This window comes from Lysinibacillus sp. FJAT-14745 (assembly GCF_001275675.1).
GTDB lineage: Bacteria > Bacillota > Bacilli > Bacillales_A > Planococcaceae > Lysinibacillus.
The window spans coordinates 25,014-41,701 of record NZ_LITM01000011.1 but is presented as its reverse complement, the minus strand read 5'-3'; the positions used below and the strand labels follow the sequence as shown (position 1 = coordinate 41,701).

At 33.9% G+C, this 16,688-nt stretch carries 17 protein-coding genes and 1 other RNA gene; 9 read left to right on the top strand and 9 right to left on the bottom strand.

The genetic code is table 11. The annotated features are described in order from the left end of the window. Positions 1-128 precede the first annotated feature (128 nt). Positions 129-584, bottom strand: coding sequence for a hypothetical protein (locus AMS59_RS18615; RefSeq protein WP_053485238.1), 456 nt, complete (start codon positions 582-584; stop codon positions 129-131). Between the two features lie 81 nt (positions 585-665). Next, on the bottom strand, positions 666-1,796 hold the full coding sequence (locus AMS59_RS18610; protein WP_053485237.1) for a CamS family sex pheromone protein: 1,131 nt from the start codon (positions 1,794-1,796) through the stop codon (positions 666-668). 327 nt (positions 1,797-2,123) lie between these two features. Here AMS59_RS18610 and AMS59_RS18605 point away from each other — a divergent pair, with 327 nt between their 5' ends. After that, positions 2,124-2,696 carry a tetratricopeptide repeat protein gene (locus AMS59_RS18605; protein ID WP_053485236.1) on the top strand — a complete coding sequence of 191 codons (573 nt, stop codon included), beginning with the start codon at positions 2,124-2,126 and terminating at the stop codon, positions 2,694-2,696. A 400-nt stretch (positions 2,697-3,096) separates the two neighbouring features. Continuing rightward, the gene (locus tag AMS59_RS18600) at positions 3,097-4,278 is read left to right on the top strand and encodes a NupC/NupG family nucleoside CNT transporter (RefSeq protein ID WP_053485235.1); all 1,182 of its coding nucleotides are present in this window, start codon (positions 3,097-3,099) and stop codon (positions 4,276-4,278) included. A 151-nt stretch (positions 4,279-4,429) separates the two neighbouring features. On the opposite strand, the gene AMS59_RS18595 is transcribed toward AMS59_RS18600, so the two are convergent. Beyond that, the gene (locus AMS59_RS18595; protein WP_053485234.1) at positions 4,430-4,651 is read right to left on the bottom strand and encodes a TM2 domain-containing protein; all 222 of its coding nucleotides are present in this window, start codon (positions 4,649-4,651) and stop codon (positions 4,430-4,432) included. 547 nt (positions 4,652-5,198) lie between these two features. After that, positions 5,199-5,391, bottom strand: a non-coding RNA gene (ssrS, locus tag AMS59_RS24475) — 6S RNA. Between the two features lie 247 nt (positions 5,392-5,638). On the opposite strand from ssrS, the gene AMS59_RS18590 reads away from it, so the two are divergent. Beyond that, positions 5,639-5,977, top strand: a complete 339-nt coding sequence (locus tag AMS59_RS18590; protein ID WP_053485233.1) for a zinc ribbon domain-containing protein YjdM — start codon at positions 5,639-5,641, stop codon at positions 5,975-5,977. A 123-nt stretch (positions 5,978-6,100) separates the two neighbouring features. Here AMS59_RS18590 and AMS59_RS18585 read toward each other — a convergent pair whose 3' ends face one another. Beyond that, a complete protein-coding gene (locus tag AMS59_RS18585) occupies positions 6,101-6,613 on the bottom strand; it encodes a zf-HC2 domain-containing protein (RefSeq protein ID WP_053485232.1) in 513 nt (170 codons plus the stop codon). A gap of 104 nt (positions 6,614-6,717) precedes the next feature. Continuing rightward, positions 6,718-7,356 carry a YfbR-like 5'-deoxynucleotidase gene (locus AMS59_RS18580; protein WP_082337577.1) on the bottom strand — a complete coding sequence of 213 codons (639 nt, stop codon included), beginning with the start codon at positions 7,354-7,356 and terminating at the stop codon, positions 6,718-6,720. Positions 7,357-7,527: 171 nt separating this feature from the next. Here AMS59_RS18580 and AMS59_RS18575 point away from each other — a divergent pair, with 171 nt between their 5' ends. Next, positions 7,528-7,968, top strand: coding sequence for a hypothetical protein (locus AMS59_RS18575; protein ID WP_053485231.1), 441 nt, complete (start codon positions 7,528-7,530; stop codon positions 7,966-7,968). A 186-nt stretch (positions 7,969-8,154) separates the two neighbouring features. On the opposite strand, the gene AMS59_RS18570 is transcribed toward AMS59_RS18575, so the two are convergent. Beyond that, a complete protein-coding gene (locus tag AMS59_RS18570; protein ID WP_053485230.1) occupies positions 8,155-11,184 on the bottom strand; it encodes an ATP-binding protein in 3,030 nt (1,009 codons plus the stop codon). Positions 11,185-11,354: 170 nt separating this feature from the next. On the opposite strand from AMS59_RS18570, the gene AMS59_RS26435 reads away from it, so the two are divergent. After that, positions 11,355-11,432: a diguanylate cyclase domain-containing protein gene (locus AMS59_RS26435; RefSeq protein WP_234007852.1), complete on the top strand. Its 78-nt coding sequence runs from the start codon at positions 11,355-11,357 to the stop codon at positions 11,430-11,432. Beyond that, a complete protein-coding gene (locus AMS59_RS18565) occupies positions 11,413-11,745 on the top strand; it encodes a hypothetical protein (protein ID WP_234007848.1) in 333 nt (110 codons plus the stop codon). Before AMS59_RS26435 ends, AMS59_RS18565 begins: the two co-directional genes overlap by 20 nt. 236 nt (positions 11,746-11,981) lie before the next feature. Here AMS59_RS18565 and AMS59_RS18560 read toward each other — a convergent pair whose 3' ends face one another. Then, positions 11,982-13,097, bottom strand: a complete 1,116-nt coding sequence (locus AMS59_RS18560; RefSeq protein ID WP_234007851.1) for a response regulator — start codon at positions 13,095-13,097, stop codon at positions 11,982-11,984. Between the two features lie 54 nt (positions 13,098-13,151). Next, positions 13,152-13,334, bottom strand: coding sequence for a hypothetical protein (locus AMS59_RS18555; RefSeq protein WP_053485227.1), 183 nt, complete (start codon positions 13,332-13,334; stop codon positions 13,152-13,154). Between the two features lie 280 nt (positions 13,335-13,614). Here AMS59_RS18555 and AMS59_RS18550 point away from each other — a divergent pair, with 280 nt between their 5' ends. The 3 genes from AMS59_RS18550 to AMS59_RS18540 all read left to right on the top strand — a co-directional run bounded on the left by AMS59_RS18550 (position 13,615) and on the right by AMS59_RS18540 (position 16,610). Then, positions 13,615-14,397 (top strand): LysM peptidoglycan-binding and 3D domain-containing protein, encoded by a 783-nt coding sequence (locus AMS59_RS18550; RefSeq protein ID WP_053485226.1) that lies wholly within the window; start codon positions 13,615-13,617, stop codon positions 14,395-14,397. Between the two features lie 186 nt (positions 14,398-14,583). After that, on the top strand, positions 14,584-15,135 hold the full coding sequence (locus tag AMS59_RS18545) for a superoxide dismutase family protein (RefSeq protein WP_053485225.1): 552 nt from the start codon (positions 14,584-14,586) through the stop codon (positions 15,133-15,135). A 482-nt stretch (positions 15,136-15,617) separates the two neighbouring features. Further along, entirely contained in the window at positions 15,618-16,610 is a 993-nt protein-coding gene (locus AMS59_RS18540) for a TAXI family TRAP transporter solute-binding subunit (protein ID WP_053485224.1), read from the top strand. Positions 16,611-16,688: the final 78 nt, after the last annotated feature.

The window sequence follows — 16,688 nt, the reverse complement described above, 5'->3', positions numbered from 1 at the left end:
ATCCTATTGAAATTGTAAAGAACCAAACAAGCTCAATGATTAAGCCGATTTATATTGGTGCGAAGTTTGAGTAAATAAAAAAAGATGCCCCTTCGTTATACGCGGAGGGGTATCGTTATTGAGATGTTCTATTGTCCTAAAGCAGCACTTTGATGATAATGAGTAGCAATGGATTCAATATCTAGCTGGGTATAGTTTGCCCAATTAGCCTTTCTAAAATCTTCCTCACTAAAGTAAATATTCAAAAGCTCTGTCATAGATTTATTCCCATTAGGTTTCGTTAACGGGGCATACCAAGTAATAGCTGGAGTTTTAACACTTTTTAGCTTAGATAGCTCTGCAAATATTTTAGTGGAATCCTTCAGCATTTGACTTTTCATACCTTTTTTCACATCTGTATCTTGTATGGAGATTGATACGATACCATTCTTTTCTTCAACAGTGAATTTATTTTTAACAATTGCTCCTACTATATCTTTAACGGAAGTATTTTGATCGACGGCAACTTCCTTTGGAGCGGTATTTTTCCCGCAAGCGGATAATAGTAGTGTAGCTAGTAAAAACAGATAAAATAATTTTTTCAATGTAATAACCTCCTTTGTTACTACCATATATGCGCAAAATGGAGGCGAATTATACAAAAAGAAGGAAGGATATAAGTTAAATTATAATGGAGTTACATAAATCTGTTTTTCAGTTGGATCCCAGAGGACAATCCCAACATCTTGGTTTTGATCTATAATACGAATAGAAATTGGAATATAATCAAATAAAATAGTATTCAATTTAGTACTAGTCAACTGTAAAAGGCCAATCAATTCGGTATCATTTATTAAAGGCACATTAACATCTATTTTTAATTCAGTTAAATTCCCATTTTCATATCGAAGTTTACCAACTATTTTAGGATTTAAATGTTTAAAGCCTTCTTGAATATCTTCTTTGAAAATTAATAATTTACTATAAGTATCTTTGTCTAAACTATAAAGTGAATCTGAAGGGAATGTATAATTTTTTATATCTATACCAGTCCATTTATCTATTTTACCCTCTCCTTCAGGAATAAATGTTTGAGCTAAAAATATTCCTGGAATTATATCGTTTTTATCGGATTCTTGATATAAAGTTAAATAAATAGGGACATTAGGTATTTTATTATTATTTCTTATGTTTTCTATTATAGTTCCGGCTATTTCCTTACCGTAATTTTCTACGTCGTTAACATTATCTTCGTTCGTATCGACTTTAACTTGATCTGTATAAGTTAAACCTTTATCGTCATGTACTCTAATGTCATAAAATTCATTTAAGGATATGGCTAAAGACATTCCTTCTACTTTTCCGTTTTCTTTGTTAACAAAATTTTGTTCTAAGACATGAGATAATATTTTAGGACTATTTTTTTCATCCTCTAAAACATCTCCAGTACTTTTTTCTATAGGTGGGTTTAAACCAAAACCTTCTTTTGATTTCCTATCTAACCACTTATTTATAATTTTACCATCTAAATATTGACCTTCCTGCATATAAAACTTCTTTGTAGGAAAGTGATTGACTGATAAATCCATTAATCCTTTTTCAATTTCACTGACGTTTAATGAATTGTTCATATTCCTAAGTATCAACCCTCTTGAAACATTAGATTTTGCAGGTTGTTTAATTTCATATATTTCCTTTTGTTGAATTGACGATGCATACATTTTCTCATCATTTTTAATAACTTGAGCATCATCACTACAAGAAGCTAAAAGAAATAGCGGTGATAGAAAAAACAACATACTCTTCTTTATAGTCATTTAAAATACTCCTAACTGATTCTTATATTTAATCGCGTGTCAAAATGTTACGATAACTTCAGTTTTGTTAATCACCATAACGTGTGGTTGATTTCCGTTCCGACTAGGCGCGTCCGATGAGCCTCTACTCTAATCAACTTCTAAAAACGGCGTATTATCTGTGATTTTTGGTAATGTAACTTATATTTACATTTTAAGTTTGATTTTGGTAAAAGTATATAATAAAAAACAGATAACCGATATTAGTTACTGTTTCAGTACGTCATAAAATCAAAATCTAACGTACACAATTTCTCTAATTTTTTATTAATCGGAGGCGTCGGAAAAATGAATTTTTCAGAGTTTAGAAATTGTCTTGTGACAATAAGTGAAATAATTTTTTTTGATAGCAATGAGTATCTTCGTGAAAAAACTTCTAATCCTTTTAGATTAAAAGAAATTATAGACATTGCTGAAAATTTACTGGAAAATCTAACGAATGAAGATGAAAAATATTTTCTAATGGGAACGCTAGGGAACTTATATAGAATTTACGGAGAACCACAAAAAGCCGTTAAAATTTTAACTAAATGCGTTACTATTGCTAGCAATCAGAACAATAGCAATCGAGAAATCGTGTCCTTAATACGCCTAGGAGAGGCAATTAAGTATAACGATGGCCCAATGAAAGCATTAGAAGTCTTCAACGAAGTTTTAGATAAATGTAAGACAAACAATCATTTGTTATATTTGGACTTTGCCATACAACATAAAGGAAAGTGTTTATTAGAAATAGGGGAAATAGCTGAAGCAGAAAAATGCTTTAAAGAAGCATTAAAGCTAAGGGAACTTAAAGAAGATGTATCACTTATTGAATCTACCCAACAAGCATTAAATTTTATAAAGAAATTGAAATGCTAATACCTAAATCCTTTTATATTGAGTTATCATAAAAAGATTTCGTAGGTCACTTATTGAAGGTATTTATGGACAGCAATTTTTCCTTATCAATCAGTATAATTTGAATAAAGTTTACAAAAACTTGTAGTAAGTTGAGGCCATCATTTATGATGGTCTTTTTTTAAAACGATGATTTTGTAATCGTTTACTTTCTGGCATAGTTTTTTTCTTTTAACTATTGAATTGCTAGTGAAAACAATGTATAGTGAAGTGATTTGTCTGACGTCTGACTATCTACATATTTTCAGTTTTAAGATCTTTTATTCAAGTTTCAATAATGGAACATAATGAGTGAAAGAAGGATTTGTAGTTTCGGATATCGAACGCGCAAAATTTATCATTTATATTTATGGAGGAACTTATGAAATACTTAATATCCTTTTGTGGATTGCTACTTGTTTTTGGTTTAGCTCTGTTAATGAGTAAAAACAAGAAAGAAATAAAATATAAAAACATAGTTATTATGTTAATTATCCAATTTCTATTGGCAATATTACTACTAAATACAAAATTTGGTTATATTCTAATCAAAGGAATAACAAATGTATTTGATCATTTATTGTCTTACGCAAATACGGGCGTATCATTTGTTTTTGGAGGTGTACTGAATAAAGGAGAATTTTCCTTCTTTCTAGGTGTATTATTACCGATTATCTTTATATCTTCATTAATAGGGATCCTGCAGTATTTCAAAATTCTTCCTTTCTTCATGAAATGGATAGGTTTATTTTTAAGTAAAGTAAGTGGCATGGGGAAATTGGAATCATATAATGCTGTTGCCTCTGCACTGGTAGGCCAATCAGAAGTATTCATTACTGTAAAAAAACAATTAGATAAGATTACTCCACAGCGAATGTATACATTATGCGCATCAGCAATGTCGACCGTTTCTATGTCAGTTGTTGGAGCATATATGACAATGATTGAACCAAAATATGTTGTAACGGCGATTGCATTGAACTTGTTTGGTGGATTTATTATTGCTTCAATCATTAATCCGTATAGCGTAGAAGAAAGTGAAGATATCTTAACGATTGAAGATGAACACAAGCAAACGTTCTTTCAAATGCTTGGAGAATATATTTTGGATGGATTTAAAGTAGCCGTTATTGTTGGAGCTATGCTTATCGGTTTCGTAGCATTAATGGATTTAATCAATTCACTATTTGATATGATTTTCGGTATATCCTTCCAAGACATTTTAGGTTATATCTTTGCACCAATAGCTTTCCTAATGGGTGTACCATGGGCAGATGCTGTTCCTGCCGGAGGAATTATGGCAACCAAATTAGTAACGAATGAATTTGTTGCAATGGCAAGCCTTGGAGAAGTAGCTAAGTCTATGAGTGCACATACACTAGGTATTATTTCTGTATTTGTTGTATCCTTTGCAAACTTTTCATCGATCGGTATTATTGCCGGTGCAGTAAAAGGTTTGAATGAAAGACAAGCGGATGTAGTTGCTCGTTTTGGTTTAAAGTTGTTGTACGGAGCAACACTTGTTAGTATTTTAACCGCTACAATTGTTGGTATGGTTATTTAATTTATAAAAAAGAAGCAGTTGACTGCACTCTAATTGATAGATATATCTCTTGGGGTGCAGTTTTTTTCAGCACTCCGATTTATTAAACAACATTTCTCCATTAAAAAAAGCGCCAGCTAACCGCAGTTAACCAACGCTTTATTCATAATAGTTAAGAAGGTTTTATTTCCATTCCTTCTTTATCTTTGAATTTGCCGATAATAATCATAATAAAATCGATCAATGTCCAGATACCTAGTCCACCCAAAGTTATAATCATTAAAATACCAGTACCTATTTTACCTGCGTAGAAGCGATGTATTCCTAGACTACCTAAAAAGAAACATAGTAAAATCATTGCTATATAGCTTTTTTCTGAAGTTTTTTGTTGCATATTTATCAATCACCTTCCTTTTGTGTAGTAATAATTAACTACATTTCCATTCTAAAGTCTATCATTCTTTTACGTTTTTCTCTACTTGAAAAAAGTGCCAACCATAGTTGACCATCTCATTATTCATTGCTGTTTATTAGGTAGATCTTATAACCTTCTTTATCGGTGAGTTTGCTGATAACAATCATAAACAAATCGATTATATACTCTGAGTTCTCCTGAAGAAGATGTAGCATTTAGAAAAGAAATGTTAGAGTTGAGAGGTAAAAGAGGCAAATAATATTAGGTGAGCATCGTATAATTGCAATGCAAGGATTACTTAATGATGAAATTAAATAATATGTAAAATGTAAATGCGTATTCGTAATGGATATGCTTTTTCTTCTGTAAATAATGGAATTAATATAAATATCGTGATTAGATCTAAACCAAAGAATGAAAACGTTAGAAAACTTATTTCTCCCAAAGTTATTGCCCAAACAAAAAATCCCCCATAGTTTTCACTATGAGAGAAATGCTTCAAAGCCTTGTGGCTGTATGATTAAATTAAAAAGCCGCGTATGCCGTAGTTATTATAGAAAGTTTTAAACCACCACTCCTCAAAGTGGGTGTTCGCAGAAGCTTTCCTGCTTATCCTCATGCACCATGGTGTGAGGCCCGTCATTCCAACTCCAATAATAAAACTCCCTTTTACAGCTTAAAGGTTAAAACTTAATATTGTACGAACAATGCAGCCTTTAAGGATATAATAAGGCATGTTAAACAAACTTGCAAGTAAGATGGTTTGTACAAAAAAGTCAATGGGCAAGTGTCCCAATTCGTACATTTCCAGAATAGAATATCTCCGAAAGCTTGAAACAGATTCATACATTTTTCACAAATACGAACGAAAAATACGAACAACCTTTACTTAATAGGGCGAAGTATGTAAGATAGGAGAATATATATAGGGTTTGCCTAGCAAAAAAGTAAAGGGAGGAAGCGGAAATGGCAGCTTATCCAAATTGTCCGAAATGTAATTCTGAATACACATATGAGGATGGAACGAACTTTGTATGTCCAGAATGTGCGCATGAGTGGAGCACTGATGGAACGGAGCAAGAGGCAGATACGCTAATCGTAAAAGATGCTCATGGCAATCTACTTGCGGACGGCGATTCTGTTACAGTTATTAAGGATTTAAAGGTTAAGGGTAGTTCTTCAACATTAAAAATTGGGACAAAGGTGAAAAGCATTCGTCTCGTTGAAGGCGATCACAATATTGATTGTAAAATCGATGGCTTTGGTGCAATGAAATTAAAGTCTGAGTTCGTTAAAAAAGCATAATTACTGTAAAAAGAGTCGTAAAATGAAGCGTTCCAAATTGGAAGGCTATCAAAATCGACTCTTTTTTTTATTTGGATATTGGAAGTTGGCTCAGATAACTTGAGACAACTTCCTTCTGGAACATTATTTTGTAAACCTACGAAATAAAATAGCAAGACCAGCCCCAAATAGTGCAAAAATAGTATGTAAAAGGGCTATGTAGCTAGCTCCAATCAACAGTGTACCGATTTCCGATAAGGAGTAGTGGGAGACATAGAGTGAATTGTTAATATTGTTAATAATTGCCCAGACGAAAACAGGTACAGAGCTGATAGCAAAAACAATCCAAATATTTTTGTAAAAGAAATAAGTAAGACAGCCAAAAATTGCGTAAGATATAGCAAAGCTTGTTTGATTGCCTAGTAAGGAAGAGTTAATGGCAAACATAAAGGATAGTACGATAAAAACAAGATGGAAAAATGTTATCGTTCTTTTCATTAATAAATGATAGCCTAGTGATTGCTTTGAAGTAGCGAGCTGCCGACAATGCTCACAATTAGCTAAATGTTGTTCGATATACTCTACAGTAGTTGTTTGGAGAGCTTGTTTTTTATACAAAGGTAATAAATCCTCTACAATTGAACATTCTTGTGACAAAAGCTTCCCTCCAATCGGTCTCCTTCCATTATACGACTTTTTTAGGAAAATAAAAAAAGCCTTCCGTGAGTTAATTCATTCGGAAAACTTATACATGCACCTTATTAATTTGATGTTAATACTTCATTGGTCAAAGCTTGAATATCAATATGTGTTTTTTCCTTCACTGCATCCTTCAGAATCTCAGTACGGAAATAGTGAACCGACGCTTCAAGAGGAATAGTTAAAATCTTGGAAAGGGCTGATTGATACATATGCACAAATTCTTTGTCTGTGTTTCCACGTTTTAACTCGGCAAAGGCTTCATAAAATTGGTCAAGTTTATCAGCAAACTCAAGTAGGCGACCTTCTACAGTATTGTCTTTACCTTCTTTCATGCGCTCAAAGAAGACGGCCTGAAACTCTTGTGGGATCTCATCAATAATAAATTTCTCCATCATTTTTTCTTCCACATGTGCAAGCATTTGTTTAAGTTCTGGGCTCGCATGCTTTACCGGAGTTTTAATATCGCCAATAAACACTTCGGCAAAGTCGTGGTTGATGGTTTTTTCATATAACGATTTCCAATTTACCGTAGCTCCATTCATTTCTTCAAGTGTGGCAAAGAACATGGCATACTGTGATACCTTCCAAGAGTGAGCAGCCACATTGTGCTCTTCAAATTTGAAGCGTCCAGGGCAACGAATAATACGTTCTAGATCATTAAGACTTGTAAAAAATTGATGAATTCCTATAAAAATCACTCCTTTTTGGTCTATATGTGCATGTTACTATAATCCATACCCTCTTTGTGCAAATTTCAAACAACTTTACAATGATTCAATTTGCGTTTACAAATGATTCACAATTGCCGATAAAGCACGTTTTGTTGAGTGCTATAATGAGGGGAACTGATTAAAAGGAGGGCATGCACCATGATTTCAATTTATACACTTCTTCTTTATATACATATTTTAAGTGCCATCCTTTCGATTGGGCCATTGTTTGTAGTTTTACCAATTGTTAAGAAAATGCGTACAGCATCCCATGTTGAGATGTCACCATATATTGAGGCTTTTAAAGGAGCTATTACAATCGTCAAGCATTCGGGACATGTTCTTGTTGCATCCGATATTTTATTAATGTGGCATGTGGGCTATCATTGGAGTACCTCGTGGATTGTTCTTACATTTCTTGTGTTGCTTGCCTCCATTGTTTTTTTGGCGAGAGCGTTCAAACCGACTTTACAGACATTTAATACACCTGCTTATGACCAGCAAAAATTTGCTTCATTGTTACATCGCAAAGCATGGATGTACATTTTATTATTGCTAATTATGTTATGGCTAATGGTAGCGAAGCCTGTGCTTTGGTAAAAAGGATTTCTCTAATAAAAAAATTCGCACTCCACAAAAGGGTGCGAATTTTTTTATTAAAGACTAAGCAAACGTTTGAAATAGCTTTTGCGAATAAAATATAAAACAGCTCATCATTACCATTAATATTCCTCATTGAATATAGTAATTGTAACTTGAAATTATAGAAAAAGAGCCACCATCAACTCATGTTTTAGGAATATGGAAGGTGATATTTGTTCCTTCATTTAGTGTACTTTTAATGTGCAATCTCTGTCCATAAATCCTCTTAAGACGTAAATCAGTATTACGTATACCTACACCAGAGCTTGTTGAATAACTACCTGATTGTAGCTCATCTAATTTACTTGGACCTATCCCAACGCCATTATCTATAACACTTATTGCTACATAATCTGAAAAATCCTTAATACAGATACAAACTGTTCCGCCTTCTTCCTGTTTTAATACACCATGCTGAATCGCATTTTCTACAATAGTTTGTAAGGAGATAGGGGGAATTTCAATGTTTATATTGTCATCAATATCCCATTCGATGTTTAACAATTCTCCAAAGCGTTGCTGTTCAATATAGAGATACGAGCGCACTAGCTCTAGTTCATCCTTAAGTGGTACTACTCGTTGTAGATTCCGCACATCAAAGCTTGCGTGTAGATATTCACCAAAGTGATGCATTAAGTCAATCATTCGATCGGAATCAATCGTACTAAGTGATGCGATAGTGTTTAATGTATTAAATAAAAAATGTGGCTGTATTTGAGCTTGAAGCCAAGCCGTTTCCAAATGTAGTTGTTGATTGATGCTATATTTTAAATCGATTAAGGCTCTACTTCTTACTTTTAGCTCTAGAGAATTAATGGGCTTCGTAACATAATCATTTGCTCCACGAACAAAGCCGGTATAAACATCCTCGGGATAATTCCGTGCTGTTAGCAATAAGATAGGTAATTCAAGTAATGAGTAATGCTCTCGAATAATTTCAATTAATGTATAGCCAGAAATATAAGGTAGCATCGCATCGATAATAACTAAATCCCACTCCTCTTGCTGTAATATTTCTAATGCCTTTTCACTGCTAGTAACAGTAGTAACAGCATATTCTGGTGTTGTAAATAAGCTACGCATAATTGTTAAGTTTACAGAATCATCATCGACCATTAAAATTTTAAATTGTTTTTCCACTATGTTTGATAACGTATTTTCTTCAACGGGGGAAAATATGTCCTCTTGCTCTATATAGGATTGCTCCTTACTTAGACTTTCCTCTGCTAATGGTAATGTGAAATAGATATCTGATCCTTTGTTAGGAATGGAATGTATTTGCAAAGTTCCTCCATGCAATTCGATGAGCTTCTTTGAAATTAATAACCCGATACCGATCCCGTCGTAGTTGTCACTTCCTTGTTCGTAAGGGGAAAATAGCCGACTTTGAATGTCATCGTCCATACCTAATCCAGTGTCACGAATATGGATTACAGCCAGATTATTTTCCATATGGGCACTGATTTCTATAGAACAAGCACTTGTATATTTAATGGCATTGTATAAAAAATTAAAAAGAATTTGAATCAATCGATTTTCATCGACCATTACATTAGGAAATGTTCTAGAAATGGTAGAATTCATTTGGATTTGTTTTCCGCTTGTTATAAAGCGTAACATGTCGAAAACACCATAAACTACACCTTGAATGCTTACATTTTTTTTATTGAGATGTAAATTACCTTCCTTTAAACGAGTAAAATCAAGTATGTCATTTAATGTGAAGGACATGCTTCTCCCAATATCAATTAAAAGCTTTAAGTTTTGTTTATCATCAGCTGCAAGCTTATTATTTGGATTATCATAAATGGTCTGTCCTAACGTAATCATTTTATTCATGGGATCCCATAGTTTTTGTGAACTACTGGATAAAAATTCATCTTTTAATTCATCGTCTTTTTGTAATTTAGCAATCAATTGATTAATTTGCTCTTTGTTTTCAAAAAAGCGTTTAAACCAATAACCCGAAAAACCGAGCATGACAAATAAATAATCGAATGGATAAACGGGTATATCAAAGATATAAATGGATTTAATAAATCCCCATATAATTCCATTCGTTGAAGCGAGAGCCGTCAGTGCAATAAAAGCAGAGCTTTGTTTCTGATTTTCAAGATATTCTCTTAAAGCGAGTGCTACTACAAATAAAAATGAAACGCCATAAAGTATAAAGAAAAGAAAATTTATTGTGTATAACAAATCAATCGGTAAAGCGACAGTTAATAATGCTCCAACGCCATAGATAGCAAAGATCCACTGAAAGCATTTTGCATTACGATATTTGACTAGTAAAATACGCATAAATTGAACAAAGAAAAAAGCAGCGCAGAGATAAATGACAGAAGATAATTTAAACGACCATACATAATCAAGATGAAACCAATCAAGTATGGATCGATCATATGTAATTAATTCATCTGCTAAAGGTAAAAGAAAACCTACTGTGAAAAGTAATACAATTGGCTTTCGATAGATGAATAGGAACACAAGAATACTAAAAAGTGCGAACAATACGAGCATTACTGAAATGGTAGTAAGAGATAGATCGGTCATTATTTCGTGATGTGCCATAGCTGATGCAGAGCTAAATAGTACTCTTTTATCAATGATAGGACTTGCGGGTGTATTAAAATTCGATACATGTAAAATTAAGTCAATTTCAGGCTGCTCATTCGTAAAATAAACAGTATAAGGAGCGGCTTGCCCTTTATGACTAGTTGAATCAGTAGCGACTTTTCCTGACTGTCCAGCCAACTTCCCATTAATATATAATGTTGAAGCAGTTGACACTGCGGGAATCCGAATGGCATAACGATTATCTTTAGGAGCATTATGATTGAGTAAGATTTTTACATGGTATGTACCATATCGTTCTGTCGTTGCCTCTGAATCTCGCATGGGAATCGTTCGGGTAGTTTGTTCTAATGATTGGGTATTCATGTTTAAGGGATCTATTAATGATCCGGGATAGTAAAGCCATTCACCATCTAAATTAAGAACTTCTTCGTCAGATAGCTGCTGATCCCGTATATCAAATATACCTTCCCGGGCAATCGGCTGATCACTTGAAGGGAGAAAGCATGTTAGCCAAAGTAAACGAAATGTAGTAAGCACAATAAAAATTAAAATAATAAAAAGTGAATGTCGTATAGTCGCTTTTTTCAACAGTGACATAAGAACCTCCGAAATTTTCTTCTTGTATTAAAAGGACTATATTTACCATGCCATGAAATTTAGAAAATGGAAATAAGAAAATTATAAAAATGATACTTTCGAACTAACCGGAAAGAATTAGATGGCTGGTATTACGAAGCACATTTTTAAATGAGTTAATCATCAATAAAGTGCCACATACAATACTTTTGATAGATTTAGATGACTTTAAAAGTATAAATGATACCTATGGACATACAGTGGGATGAAGTTTTAAAAGCTTTCGCAAATCATATGCAGGAGAACATTGAGCAACAGAGAATATGTTTTCGATATGGTGGGGAAGAATTAGCGGAGAGTGTACGCATTAAGCTGGCCTTGTTAGATACGTCATGTGGAAGGCCAGTTACAATGTCTGCCGGCATTACAACATTTACTACAAATATTAAAAAAGCTAATCAGATCATTACAATTGCAAATCAGATCATTACAATTGCAAATCAGGCATTGTATAAGGTGAAGCAGTCAGGGAGGAATTGTATCTGTGTCGTCGAAGAATTATCTGGAGAATTAATCAAATGAATATCAGCCAAACTCAATAATAAATTTTTTCTTTTACAATTAACTTTAAATAAAGGTCTGTTGATTCGAATGAATACCGTAAATGATTTTTGCAAAACGCATGTTAGTATATAAGTCGGAACGGAAATCAACCTCACGCTATGGTGGTAAGACAGTTGATTTTCATTACTGGTGAAATGAATACAAAGATAAGAGGCATCGAGAGTTATCTTCTCGATGCCTTTTATAGAGCAAAATTATTCAACCGATATAGCATTAAATAGCTCAGTTGTTTCTTGCTCTGGTAAAATACCGAGATCCGCTAACAAGGTACTTTTAAAGGAATTGAAAACCTTTACTGCACTTGCTCGGTTATCCACTTCTGTATAGTGCTTTATTAGCTGACGGATGGTTTTATCGGAATATGGATAATGCTCTATCGTTAAAAGTAATATTTCCTCTCGTTTTTTTACATCATGTATTGCTGTATAATGCTCTACTAAATCATGAAGTAAAAGAGTAAATTTATTATTCATAAAATTTGCTTTACTAGTAATCCAAGGATAATCTAATGAAGCCATAAATTCACCTTGGTAGTTTTGTATTAGTGCCTCAGCTTTCTCTACATCAATCTTTCCAGTCTCCGTTTTACCATTTAAATTATGTTCTAAGTCATGTGCATCACATTGAAAATCCTCTAGTTGCAAAATATAGCAGCCATTTGCATACTGTATGACTTCTGAATAGCCCAGTGCCGAAAGTGTAGTGCGTAAATAGGAAACTGTTGTATGTAACTGAACTCTTGCCTTTTTAAATTCTGTATCTGCCCATAAAGCATCGATGATTGTATCACGAGGTACATGGTGATTAAGATTGGAAAAAAGAAAGGCGAATAATTCTTTTGTTTTAAGCGTTCTCCAATGGATTGCTTTGTCATTGTGTAAAACAACGAATCCTCCAAAGCATTGTATCGTAAGAGTGGGTTTATTTATTTGTATAGGAGTCGATTTATTTTCTAGGTGAAGGAGTTCTTGGATTCTATTAATAGTTGTCTCTAGACGAGCTTTTGAAATAGGTTTTAATAAATAGTCAATGGAGTGGATTTCAAATGCTTGGACAGCGTAGTCCCGATACGCAGTGACAAATACGATAAAAATGTTTTTGTTCCATTCTTTTAATAGTCGTGCAATCTCTAAACCGTTCATGCCAGGCATTTCAACGTCTAAAAATGCTACTTGAAAATCCAAGCTTGGCCCCTCTGCAAGCAAATCTTTTGCAGTTGTAAAAGATTTAATGACCTCTATTGAATTAAATTCTTTTAACTTTTTCTCCATGTTTATAAGAGCTAATGGCTCATCATCCATTATTATCACTCGAATCAAAAAGGGCACCAACTTTCCAATATTTATCAACCTGATTTTTAAAAATTAAATTGAAATATCCATGACTGCCCCTTTATTCGGATGTATGGCCACTTGCTGCTGTGGCAGATCTTTTAATAATTCGATAGCGGCTGCAGTATTTAAATTAAGCGCATTTTGCATAACACTCATTTGTACAGTTTGTTGTAGCTCCATAATCTGAGAAGACATTATTGTATTAATTTCCATCCTATATTCCTCCTTTACCATATTATCGTATAAAAATACTGATTTTCCAACATATAAAAATTGCAAATAGAGTACCAACGTTCTTTCTGCAAAATTGCTCAATTTCCCAAAAATATTATTGATATTGTATATTTTTCCGTTTTTATAGAAATAATTCGTACTATCAGGTCCGTTGCCCTGAGTTATTAATTGCATTCTCTAGCATTGCTTGCATAAAAGAGCCTAACTCTAGTGTGCTAGCAGCAGACTGCAAAATAATTAAATATGGAGGCTACAAAATATGAAAAAACAAGCTTTAGCTTTAGCTGTAACATTGACCTTGGGATTAAGTTTATTTGCCAGTCCATCATCTGCTGAGGAAAAACACACTTTTAAGCCATACGACGTATTGTGGGGAATCTCGAAAATTTACAATTTATCTTTAGGAGATTATGAGCCAATTGCCGACTCAGACGCGAAATGGTTTTATCCAGAGCAAGATTTAAATGTAGGCGAATCGAAAAAGGATAATTCAATGAAAGACCAACACTTTGTTGTGGCCGGAGATACATTATTTTCAATTGCAAGCGTAAATAGTGTATCAGTGGAAGAATTAAAGGAATGGAATAACCTTCCATCTGATCTGATTTATGTAGGTGAATCATTAGCTATCAAAGCATCGGCGGCAAAACCTAAAACTTCCGAAAGTAAAACTAAAAAGGTAGCAACGACATCTAGTAAAAAGAAAGTAACGACATCAAGCGCAAACGCAGTGAGTGCTCCAGCAAATACGGGCAAAACATTAACAATGCGAGCAACGGCCTATACAGCGTATTGTGAAGGATGTTCGGGGATTACAGCGAACGGAACAGATATAAGATCTAATCCAAACTTAAAGGTAATTGCTGTAGACCCTCGTGTAATTCCCCTTGGTAGCAGGGTTTGGGTTGAAGGTTATGGTGAAGCAATCGCAGCAGATACTGGCGGAGCGATAAAAGGTAATAAAATTGATGTATTTATTCCTACCGAGGGACAAGCTCGTCAATGGGGCGTCAAACATGTAACTGTAAAAATTTTAAATTAATGCGAGTAAAAGGATATCTCTTTTAAATTAGAGATATCCTTTTATTTTGCATTTTTTTAGAATCAACGGCTATTAAAATCCAAGTTTACAAAATTTACTCCTTGCCCAATAATTCGCAAAATTCTCATTGAAATTGCATAAGTGGAAGGAATGTTGGCAAACATCAGGAATAGAGGAGGTATTTTTATGAAAAAAATGAGTTTAATAATTATTTCTTTATTAGTATTTGTCGGTGGTTGTGGTTTCTTTGAAAAGAAGGAGCAAAAAGTGGCAGTTAACGCAAATTCAGGACCAACGGCAACCGCGAAAGTAATTGGTAAAAATAATGAAAGCTATGGCAATGCATATTTTGAGGAAGAGGATAATGGGGTTAAAGTGACACTCGCACTTTCAGGATTACCACCTGGAACACACGGCATTCATGTTCATTCAGTTGGGAAGTGTGAACCACCAACGTTTGAATCAGCAGGTCCGCATTTTAATCCAACGCATAAAGAGCATGGGAAGGATAATCCTAAGGGCTATCATTTAGGGGATCTTCCGAATTTAGAAGTTGGAGAAGATGGTAAAGTGGATCTAAATTTCTTAGCTGAAGGGCTAACTTTAGAAAAAGATGCTGCTAACTCGTTGTTACGTGATGGTGGCACTACATTAATCATTCATGAATCTAAGGATGATTATAAAACGGATCCTTCCGGTAATTCTGGTGCAAGAATGGCTTGTGGCATTATTCAATAAGGAAAATGAATCGACTGTATCTGAAGTAAATCACTTTAGATACAGTATTTTTGTTTTTGGGATAAAAATCGACAATCATTTTGGTTCATTACTAAAAGTGTGGAGGATATTTGTTAAAAAGAATGCTATATAAGTTGATTGGAGTGGAGGCTGGAAGCGCCCAGTCGGAACGGAAATCAACCTCACGCTATGATGATGAGCATTTTTCTTGTAAAGGAAGAAGTGAAAAGTTGTTTTGATAATAAATATGCAATTTTTATACATGCAGCAACTAAGAATGTTTTCTTGGAAAAAGAATTTAATAGCTTAATGTAGATAAATTTAGTGCGAGGAAGTTATTGATGAAATCAAGAAACAATGGGTATTTAAAAGAAATAGTATAATTATAAAAGACTGAATTTACAATAAATAGATTGACATTATTATACTGTGTTTGATAATTTTAAATAGATTATTATTTTTAACCAAGGGGGAAGGTTACTATGAAGAAAAAGCAATTCAGGCTATTAATGCTATTAAGTGCCTTTGCGCTATTGATTTTAGCTGCATGTGGTTCGGATAGTGGAGCAGGTTCCAAGGACTCGAATAAGGGAGAATCGGCCTCATCTGAAAAGCCTAAATATCTGAACTTATTAACAGGTGGAACGCAAGGTACTTACTATGCATTGGGTGGAACGTTTGCTGATTTAATTTCTAAAGAAACAGGCATCAAAACAACTGCTGAAGTTTCTCAAGCATCTGCTGCCAATATGACTGCTTTGCAAGATGGTAAAGGTGAAATTGCCTTTGTACAATCAGATATTGCTTATTATGCCACTGAAGGAACAAAGATGTTTGATGGCAAAAAAATCGATTCAATTGCTGCTCTAGGTGCACTTTATCCAGAAACAGTACAATTAGTAACAACTGAAGCATCAGGCATTAAAACATACGCTGATTTAAAAGGGAAAAAGGTTTCTGTAGGTGCGCCAGGTTCAGGTACTTACGCAAATGCTGAACAATTACTTGAAATTCACGGTTTAACAATGGATGATATCAAAGCACAAAACCTTGATTTTGGTGAGTCTGCTGACGGTCTTCAATCTGGTCAAATCGATGCAGCGTTTATTACTGCGGGTACGCCAACAGGTGCTGTTGAGGCATTAAATGCAACAACTAAAGTAAATATTATCGGTGTAGATGCTGGTAAAGCAGATGAGCTAATCGCTAAATATCCTTACTACGCAAAAGACACAGTAAAAGCTGGTACGTATGGTCTTGCAAAAGATACTGAAACAGTTTCAGTGCTTGCAATGCTTGCGGTGAAAAAAGACCTCTCAGATGATGTTGTTTATTCATTAACAAAAGCTATTTATGATAACACAGATAAAATTTCCCATGCTAAAGGGGCATTTATCAAAGCTAAGACGGGTTTACAGGGTATCAGCATTGACGTTCACCCTGGTGCTCAAAAATACTTTGATGAAAAGAAATAACAGAACATTCGTGTTTAGATTTTCTCAAACTATAGCTTAAAGCGAGTAAAAAGTTATTTTCTTAAATACGAAGAGGCT

Bases quoted from the DNA above. Each gene is read 5' to 3' on its own strand.
- AMS59_RS18610 (WP_053485237.1), bottom strand. From the start codon at position 1,796: ATGACTATAAAGAAGAGTATGTTGTTTTTTCTATCACCGCTATTTCTT.
- AMS59_RS18605 (WP_053485236.1), top strand. From the start codon at position 2,124: ATGAATTTTTCAGAGTTTAGAAATTGTCTTGTGACAATAAGTGAAATA.
- AMS59_RS18600 (WP_053485235.1), top strand. From the start codon at position 3,097: ATGAAATACTTAATATCCTTTTGTGGATTGCTACTTGTTTTTGGTTTA.
- AMS59_RS18595 (WP_053485234.1), bottom strand. From the start codon at position 4,651: ATGCAACAAAAAACTTCAGAAAAAAGCTATATAGCAATGATTTTACTA.
- AMS59_RS18590 (WP_053485233.1), top strand. From the start codon at position 5,639: ATGGCAGCTTATCCAAATTGTCCGAAATGTAATTCTGAATACACATAT.
- AMS59_RS18575 (WP_053485231.1), top strand. From the start codon at position 7,528: ATGATTTCAATTTATACACTTCTTCTTTATATACATATTTTAAGTGCC.
- AMS59_RS18570 (WP_053485230.1), bottom strand. From the start codon at position 11,184: ATGTCACTGTTGAAAAAAGCGACTATACGACATTCACTTTTTATTATT.
- AMS59_RS18565 (WP_234007848.1), top strand. From the start codon at position 11,413: ATGGACATACAGTGGGATGAAGTTTTAAAAGCTTTCGCAAATCATATG.
- AMS59_RS18555 (WP_053485227.1), bottom strand. From the start codon at position 13,334: ATGGAAATTAATACAATAATGTCTTCTCAGATTATGGAGCTACAACAA.
- AMS59_RS18550 (WP_053485226.1), top strand. From the start codon at position 13,615: ATGAAAAAACAAGCTTTAGCTTTAGCTGTAACATTGACCTTGGGATTA.
- AMS59_RS18545 (WP_053485225.1), top strand. From the start codon at position 14,584: ATGAAAAAAATGAGTTTAATAATTATTTCTTTATTAGTATTTGTCGGT.
- AMS59_RS18540 (WP_053485224.1), top strand. From the start codon at position 15,618: ATGAAGAAAAAGCAATTCAGGCTATTAATGCTATTAAGTGCCTTTGCG.